The following is an 8,109-nucleotide window of genomic DNA, read 5'->3' on the forward strand; positions in this document are numbered from 1 at the left end:
ATTAGCGCGATTTGATTGAGCGTTCAACTACCTCGACTATGATGGCGGTCATGACCCGCTGGCTTGATCCGGACGAGCAGCGCACCTGGCGTGCGTTCCTGGCCGCCTCCCGGGCGTTGATGGACACCCTCGACCGTGAACTGCAACGCGACGCCGGGATGCCGCACGCCTACTACGAGATCCTGGTCCGGCTCTCCGAGGCACCCGAGCGTCGGCTGCGGATGAGCGAACTGGCCGACGTCACCGGCTCCTCCCGCAGCCGGCTGTCCCACGCGGTGACCCGGCTCGAAGCGGCCGGCTGGGTGCGCCGCGAGGACTGCCCGACCGACCGACGTGGGCAGATCGCCTGGCTCACCGACGACGGTTTCGCCACCCTGGCCGCCGCCGCGCCCGGCCACGTCGAAGGCGTACGCCGACACCTCTTCGACGCACTCAGCCCAGCTCAGGTGGACCAGCTGCGGCGCATCAGCGAGGCGCTGACCGATCACCTGAACCAGCCATGACCGGATCCTGACCGAACCGCTACGGCGCGGGACTTGTACATAACGTCGTCGGATGAGCACGATGGGGCGTGCCTTCCGGCTTCGGTGAACTGACTGATCAGGCTCACGACCTGGTCTCCGCCGGCGACCTCGCCGGCGCCCAACGGCTGCTCGCCGACGCGTTGACCGGCGCTGACCCGCGCCCGGCCCACGCCACACCCGAGCTGGCCGAGGCGGCGAGCCTGCATGCCCGCGTCCTGGTCGCGCTCGGCGAACCACACTCGGCCCGAGGCTGGGCCGCCTTCGCGTACGCCGCCACCACCGGTCTGCACGGCCGCTCAGACCCGCGTACGGTCGCCGCCGCCGCGACCCTCGCCGCGGTGCTGCATCGGGTCGGCAGCTGGTCCCGAGCCGCGCGGCTCTACCAGGAAGTCATCATCGAACTCACCGCGACCGACGGCCCCGAGTCACTGCGGGTGCTGGCCGCGCACGCCGACCTGGCGACCGTGGAGTACGCCCGCGGCCAGTGCCAGGTCGCCCGCGACCGCCTGCAGGACGCCTGGGAACTGCACCGCGAGGTATACGGCGACGGTCACCCGAGCGGAATCAAGATGCTGGCCCGGCTCGGCTCCATGCAACGCGACTGCGGGCAGTTCAGCGAGGCACACGACAACCTCGCTCTCGCCCGCGAGTTGAGCCGCCAGCACCTGGCCCCGGACGACCCGCTGACCGCACAGGTGGCGGCCCTGGCCCGCGCCGCGGCCAACCCGGATCACGTCTGCGCCGACAACCCGCCGGTCAGCAACGAGGACCCGGTCGTGCCGGCCGCCCGCACCCCACCGCCGGGCGACACCCCACCGACACCACAGTGGCCGGTCGACCCACCGGAGCCCGCCACCGCCCCGCCCGCCGACGGTCCGGTGTGGCCCACTGACGGTCCGCCCGCTGACGATCCGGCCTGGCCCACTGACGGTCCTCCCGCCGACGGTCCGGCCTGGCCCGCTGACGACTCGGGGTGGCCGGCGCAGCAGGATCCGGCGACGTCCCACCCTTCGGTCGAGGAACAGCACCCCGTCGAGGGCTACCACCCCAGCCACGGGTACCACCCGGGGAGCCCACCACCTGCCGGCGCAGCCTCGCCGGTCCCCACGCCACGCCAGCCCGCCGAGGGCCCGGCCGGTCCACCGGACGACTGGTGGACGCCACCGACCACCGACCAGCACCCCGACCCGTACCCCGGCACCGACCGGGACGCGTACGCCGATGCGTACGCGGACACCGCCCGGGACCCGTATGCCGACCCGTACCCGGACACCGCCGCGGACCCGTACACCGACCGGGATCCCTACGCCGCACCGGACCCGTACGCCGCACCGGACCCGTACCGCACCGACCGGGACTCGTATGCCGCGGCGGATCCGTATGCCGACGAGAGCGGGCGGACGGCGGGGGCGGCCGACCCGTACGCCGACCGGAGCACCTCGGTCCCGCCGAGCGTGGTGGGCCTGACCGGGCCCGCGCCGCAGGCGCCCGGGGTCTACCGGCTGCGTCGGGTCGACGAGCCGCCGCAGTCCGGGCCGCCGTCGCGGCTGCTCCCGGTGCCGGTGCGCCGCGCCGCCCCGCCGACCCCGCGCCAGCCCAACCGGATGGTGCCGATCGTGGCCGCCGGGGTGGCCGTGGTGCTGCTCGGGACCGCCGCGGTCATCGCCGGGATGTCCCGGCTCGACAGCGGCACCGACCCGGGCGCGCCCGCCACCAGCGGCGTCCCGGGCAGTGCGCCGGTCACCACGGCGCCGCAGGCGTCCATCTCCCCCGGTGCCCCGCCCACCGGGCTCGCGTTGCGCGACAACCGGGACAGCGTGACGTTGAGTTGGGAATACCCGGCCGGCAGCGAGGGGCCGGTGATCGTCTCCGGAGGCCGGGCGGGGCAGCCGCCCAGCCCGTTCGCCGATCTGCCCGCCGGCACCGACAGCTTCGTGGTGTACGGGTTGAACCGCAGCCTCGACTACTGCTTCACGGTGGCGGTCGCCTGGTCCACCGACGTGGTGGCCCGCTCGGAGCAGGTCTGCACCGACCGTAGCTGACGGTCACCGCCGTGGCCGCGCACGCGAGGGTGTGACGGTCACCCGCCGACTGGTTTCGTCGGTGCCCGGCGCGGTATCTTTATCCGTTCAGGCAACAAAAAGAACGGCGATAAAAGCCGTTCCTATCTCGGAGACTAGCCAATTGGGAGACGGATTGTCAAGGCACTCCGACGGTTCGCCGTCCGACGACGAGATCGGCCGCGAGCAGGAGTACGTCTCGATGCTCTACCAGCGCCTGGACGGCCTGCGGGAGCAGGCGTCGCAGCGGCTGACCGAGGAACTGCGGCTGACCGGTGGCACATTGCAGGCCCGTTCCCAACGCGACAGCGCGGTACGGATGTACGCCGACCAGGTCGAGCAGTTCTCGGCGGTGGAGAACGGTCTGTGTTTCGGCCGGCTGGACACCGACGACGGCGCACGCCACTACATCGGCCGGATCGGCATTTTCGACACCGACGGTGACTACGATCCGCTGCTGATGGACTGGCGCGCCCCGGCCGCCCGCGCCTTCTACCTCGCCACCGCCGCCAACCCGCAGGGCATCCGGCGGCGGCGGCACCTGCGGACCCGGCAACGCAAGGTGATCGGCCTCAACGACGAGGTGCTCGACCTGAACACCGCCTCCCCCACCGCCCACGAGGAGTTGACCGGCGAGGCGTCGCTGCTTGCCGCGTTGAACGCCGGCCGTACCGGGCGGATGCGCGACATCGTCGAGACCATCCAGGCCGAGCAGGACCGCATCATCCGCGCCGACCTGCCCGGGGTGATGGTGGTGCAGGGTGGCCCCGGCACCGGCAAGACGGCGGTGGCGCTGCACCGGGCGGCGTACCTGCTCTACACCCACCGGCGGGAACTGTCGACCCGCGGCGTCCTGCTGGTCGGCCCGAACCTCACCTTCCTGCATTACATCTCCCAGGTGCTGCCCGCGCTGGCCGAGACGGGCGTGCTGCTGCGTACCCAGGCCGATCTGTTCCCCGGGGTGAACGCGCGGCGTGCGGAGCCGGCCACCACCGCGGCCGTGAAGGGTCGGCCGGTGATGGTCGAGGTCCTGACCAACGCGGTACGCGACCGGCAGCGGGTGCCCGACGAGCCGCTGGAGATCGAACTGCCGCAGCGGGAGATCCTGGTGCTCGATCCGGCGACCGTGCAGGCGGCCCGGGACCGGGCCCGCCGCAGCGGCCGGCCGCACAACCTGGCCCGCGCCGTCTTCGACATCGAGATCATCCACGCGCTGGCCGACCAGGTCGCCGAACGCATCGGCGCCGACCCGCTCGGCGGGGAGAACCTGCTCGAGGAAGCAGACCTCGCCGAGATTCGCCGGGAACTGCGCGAGGAGCCCGAGGTACGCGCCACCCTCGACGAACTGTGGCCGGTGCTCACCCCGCAACGCCTGCTCGCCGACCTGTACGCCGACACCGACCGGATCGCCACCGCCGCGCCGATGCTCACCGCCGACGAGCGGGCCGCGCTGCACCGCGAACCGGGCGGCTGGACTCCGGCCGACGTGCCGCTGCTGGACGAGGCGGCGGAGCTGCTCGGCGAGGACGATCGGGCCGCCGCCGCCCGCCGGGAACGCCTGCGCGCCATGCAACGCGAGTACGCCGAGGGCGTGCTGGAGATCGCCCGGGGCTCCCGGTCGATCGACGTGGAGGACGAGGCCGACGGCGGTGAGATCCTCGGCGTGACCGACCTGCTCGACGCCGACCAGCTGCTCGAACGTCAGGAGGAAGCCGACCGGCTGACCACCGCACAGCGGGCGGCGGCCGACCGGTCCTGGGCGTTCGGCCATGTGATCGTCGACGAGGCGCAGGAACTCAGCCCGATGGCGTGGCGGCTGCTGATGCGCCGCTGCCCGAGCCGGTCGATGACCATCGTCGGTGACGTGGCGCAGACCGGCGCGCTGGCCGGCACCCCGTCGTGGGCGCAGGCGTTGGCGCCCTACGTGGCCGACAGGTGGCGGCTGACGGAGCTGACCGTCAGCTACCGCACCCCGGCCGAGATCATGGCGGTCGCGGCGGAGGTGCTGGCCGAGATCGACCCGACCCTGCAACCACCCCGCGCCGTACGCTCCAGCGGCCGTACGCCTGTCGCTCGCCACGCCCCGGCCGACCGGCTGCCGGCGGAGTTGGTCGAGATCGTCACGGCGGAGGCCGCCGCACTCACCGACGGACGCCTCGGCGTGATCGTGCCGGCCGCCCGCGTCGACGACCTCGGTGCGACGGTGACCACGGCGCTTCCCGAAGCCACCGTCGGCGAACAACCCGACCTGGAGAGCCGGGTGGTCATCCTGACCGTCGCCGAAGCCAAGGGCCTCGAATTCGACTCCGTCATCGTGGTCGACCCCGACCAGATCGTCGCCGAGTCTCCCCGAGGCCGCAGCGACCTCTACGTGGCCCTCACCCGGGCCACCCAGCACCTCACCACCCTCACCCCTACCCCCTGACCCACCCCACCCTCGGTCGATCATGAGGTGGCGCGATCTGCACGTCGCCGCCTCATGATCGGTGCCGTGGGGCGGGGTGGGTGGGGCGGGTGGGTCAGTCGAAGTTGCCGACGTGGGTGGCGGGGGTCGACTGGTCGCTTGTGGAGCCGCCGCGTGGAGTGCTCATGCCACCGGTGGTGGCGTCACCCGTGGTGGTCGGGGCCACCTTGCCCCGGTGGCGCTCCGGTTGGCGGGCCACCCGCCGTACGCTCGCCGGACCGGCCGTACCTCCGGTGGTGGTGATCGCACCCTGTCCGCGGGTCGGACCGCCGTCACGCAGCACGTTGGGGTCGATCGGCACCTTCGCCGGATCGTCCGGGTCATCGCGCTGGATGGCGCTGTTCACGTCGGTGGGCGGCACCGTCACCTCGTCCAGCGCACCCTCGCCGTACACGCCGGCGGTGAGCCGCTCCTCGGCCCGACGGGCAGCGTCCTGTCGCAGGTCGTCCTCACGCATGATCCATCACCTCGCTCACGTGTCGATCCCTGAAGCGTGCCCGGCGACCACCCGGACAAACCCCGGACCCGCTGCTCGAACAGCCTTCACACCCGACCGGCAGGACAGGTGACGCGAGGCGGGACCGGACATTCGGCGGAGTCGGCGCGATGCCGGCCACAGGTGGACACCGGACGGGTCTGGCCGGCGGTTCCGGGGTTACTGCTGTCGAGCCACCGGGTAGACCCGTCGTGCCCCCGCCAGTACGCGAACCGTGCCGTGGCCGAAACGCGGTAGCGGGGCGAGGGATCGCAGGACTCATCGCATCCTGAGGAGGACAGATGAGCACGCAGGCTGCATCCACCAGGCCGATGAACCGTCCGGCGCAGGACGTTCAGCATCGTCAGGCCATGCAGGACATGCCCACCCGGCAGATGCCGGCGTACGACGGTCATCGGGAGCCGGCGCAGGCGCCCGGTACGGAGACCAAGCAGTCGTTCCTGACGACGGAATTCTGGATCTACGCGGCGGCCGTGGCTGCTGTGGTGATCGCAGCGTTCTGGCGAGGCACGACGGCCAACGGCCTGAACCTGAACAACCCGGGCCAGGCGTGGTTCTTCATCACCCTGCTGACCCTGGGTTACCTGGGTAGCCGTGGCCTGGCCAAGGCCGGTAGCCCCAAGCGTTCGGCCGAGGAGCGTAAGCGGGGGCGTTGATCGGGAAGCCCCAGCGGGCGTAGCAGACAGCCCCAGCGGGCGTTGAGCCCCGAGCATGACGCACGGTGGCCCTCCGGGAACGATCCCGGAGGGCCACCGTCCACTGTCGCCTGATCTGCACCCCGGCTCGACCGGGAGGCCGTCGGCTCCTAGAACTCCTCGAAGCCGCCGAAGTCGCCGCCGAAGTCCTCGCCACCGAAGTCACCGGCGGCCTCGGCGATCTCCTCTTCGCCACCCTCCAGGGCGTTGCCGATCATGTGACCGGCCACCATGCCGCCCATGGCGCCGAGCGCCGCGCCCGCGACGATCCCGCCCATGCCGGGGCCGCTGCGGTGGTGCTGCTGCGGGTGGCCGTACTTGTTGGGCGGGCCGTATCCGGGCGGAGCGCCGTAACCCTGCTGCGGGTAACCCTGGGCAGCGTGCGGGGCCGGGTAGCCCTGCGGCGGGTACCCCTGCGGTGGCACACCCTGCGGCGGGTAGCCGGGCGCGCCGCCGTAGCCCGGCTGCGGACCGTAACCCTGCGGCGGGCCGTACCCGGGCGCAGCGAAGTGCTGGCTGCGCATGCTGCCGTACCGTCCGACCGTCTCACCCAGCCAGCCGTCGACGACCTGCACCCAGTCCGGCCGGTCGGCCTCGGCGTGCGAGACCTGGTACCGGCCGAAGACGTCGTGACCCGGGTTGAGGAAGCCGCCGCGCTTGTCGCACTCCAGCACCACGTCCACGCCGTGCGGGTTGGTGACGAAGGTCAGCTCCAGCTCGTTGATGGTCTGCGCGTACTGCGGCGCGGCGAAGAACTCGATCTCCTGGTAGAACGGCAACGTCTGCTGTACGCCGTGGATGCGACCACGCTCCAGGTCGGCCGACTTGAACCGGAAGCCGAGCTGGAGGAACGCCTCCAGGATGCGCTCGTGCACCGGCAGCGGGTGCACGCTGACCTGGTCGAGGTCGCCCTTGTCGACCGCACGGGCGATGGACAGCTCGGTGCGCAGCCCCATCGTCATGCCGCGCAGCCGCTGGCCGTACACGTCGGTGATGGGGGTTTCCCAGGGCACCACCAGCTGGAACGGGATGGAGAGCTGCTGCTTGGGTGCGAGCTGGAACGCGCCGCTGATCGGGTGCCGGTGGAACTCCATGACCCCGGCGTACTCGCTGTCGCCGCTCTCGATCTCGACCCGGGTGACCAGACCGACGGCGATGTGCTCGATGTTCGCCGGGGCTTCCCCGCCTGTCAGGTTGACCTGGCCGTCGAGGGGCTGCCCTGGCCGGGTATGCGGATTGGCCAGGACGGTGTCCACACTGGGACCGCCCACCCCGAGCGCGCTCAACATCTTCTTGAAGACCATCGGTACTCCCGCTGGGGTCTGGTGCCCGGTCTCCCTTGAGGAGCGGACGCTGACGCTGGCACCCTATCGACTGCCGCTGTGAGGTCGCTGAAAACCGGCACGACACACAGCAAAAGCGGTCGGTACAGCCCCACCGGGCGCGGCGCTCGGCGGTGTTGCGGTGTCGGGAGCAACCCCGCCGGTGGCCGGGTCCTCCCGGACCCGGCCACCGGGGTCGTCAGCTCGCGGTGCAGGTCACCGTGGGTACGGAGTTGGTACCGGCCCAGCCGCCGATGAAGCCGAAGCTGGTGCTGGCACCGGCACCGAGCCGGCCGTTGTAGTCGACGTTACGGGCGGTCACCGTCGAGCCGCTGGTGCTGACCGTGGCGTTCCACGACTGGGTCACCGACTGGCCGTTGGCGTACGTCCACCGCACCGTCCAGCCGTTGATGGCGTTGAGCCCGGCGGTCACCCGTACATCGCCCTGGAAACCGCCCTGCCACTGGTTGGTGATCGCGTACGTGGCGGTGCAGCCGGCGCCCGGCGACGGGGTGACCGGCGGGGGCGTGGTCGGCGGGGGCGAGGTG

The 8,109-nt window shown here is 71.8% G+C and carries 7 protein-coding genes; 4 read left to right on the plus strand and 3 right to left on the minus strand.

Annotation, left to right across the window (positions count from 1 at the left end):
• The first annotated feature begins 41 nt into the window (after positions 1–41).
• The 3 genes from C1A38_RS08730 (at position 42) to C1A38_RS08740 (ending at position 5,009) form a co-directional block, all read left to right on the plus strand.
• Positions 42–503 carry a MarR family winged helix-turn-helix transcriptional regulator gene (locus C1A38_RS08730; protein ID WP_102657335.1) on the plus strand — a complete coding sequence of 154 codons (462 nt, stop codon included), beginning with the start codon at positions 42–44 and terminating at the stop codon, positions 501–503.
• 68 nt (positions 504–571) lie between these two features.
• Complete coding sequence (locus C1A38_RS08735; protein ID WP_102657316.1) at positions 572–2,566, plus strand: tetratricopeptide repeat protein; 1,995 nt, start codon at positions 572–574, stop codon at positions 2,564–2,566.
• Between the two features lie 154 nt (positions 2,567–2,720).
• The gene (locus C1A38_RS08740; protein ID WP_102657317.1) at positions 2,721–5,009 is read left to right on the plus strand and encodes a HelD family protein; all 2,289 of its coding nucleotides are present in this window, start codon (positions 2,721–2,723) and stop codon (positions 5,007–5,009) included.
• 94 nt (positions 5,010–5,103) lie between these two features.
• Here the strand turns inward: C1A38_RS08740 and C1A38_RS08745 are convergent, their stop codons facing one another.
• On the minus strand, positions 5,104–5,505 hold the full coding sequence (locus tag C1A38_RS08745; RefSeq protein WP_102657318.1) for a hypothetical protein: 402 nt from the start codon (positions 5,503–5,505) through the stop codon (positions 5,104–5,106).
• A 320-nt stretch (positions 5,506–5,825) separates the two neighbouring features.
• On the opposite strand from C1A38_RS08745, the gene C1A38_RS08750 reads away from it, so the two are divergent.
• On the plus strand, positions 5,826–6,200 hold the full coding sequence (locus tag C1A38_RS08750) for a hypothetical protein (protein WP_102657319.1): 375 nt from the start codon (positions 5,826–5,828) through the stop codon (positions 6,198–6,200).
• A gap of 149 nt (positions 6,201–6,349) precedes the next feature.
• Here C1A38_RS08750 and C1A38_RS08755 read toward each other — a convergent pair whose 3' ends face one another.
• Both C1A38_RS08755 and C1A38_RS08760 read right to left on the minus strand, forming a co-directional pair.
• On the minus strand, positions 6,350–7,543 hold the full coding sequence (locus C1A38_RS08755; protein ID WP_102657320.1) for a sporulation protein: 1,194 nt from the start codon (positions 7,541–7,543) through the stop codon (positions 6,350–6,352).
• Between the two features lie 217 nt (positions 7,544–7,760).
• Positions 7,761–8,109 (minus strand): cellulose binding domain-containing protein (locus C1A38_RS08760; protein WP_199180138.1); only part of this gene is annotated, 349 nt, incomplete at its 5' end.

This window comes from Verrucosispora sp. ts21, assembly GCF_002879555.1.
Lineage (GTDB): Bacteria > Actinomycetota > Actinomycetes > Mycobacteriales > Micromonosporaceae > Micromonospora > Micromonospora gifhornensis.

Excerpts from the sequence above, each read along its gene's own strand:
- C1A38_RS08745 (WP_102657318.1), bottom strand. The coding sequence starts at position 5,505 with ATGCGTGAGGACGACCTGCGACAGGACGCTGCCCGTCGGGCCGAGGAG.
- C1A38_RS08730 (WP_102657335.1), top strand. The coding sequence starts at position 42 with ATGGCGGTCATGACCCGCTGGCTTGATCCGGACGAGCAGCGCACCTGG.
- C1A38_RS08750 (WP_102657319.1), top strand. The coding sequence starts at position 5,826 with ATGAGCACGCAGGCTGCATCCACCAGGCCGATGAACCGTCCGGCGCAG.
- C1A38_RS08755 (WP_102657320.1), bottom strand. The coding sequence starts at position 7,543 with ATGGTCTTCAAGAAGATGTTGAGCGCGCTCGGGGTGGGCGGTCCCAGT.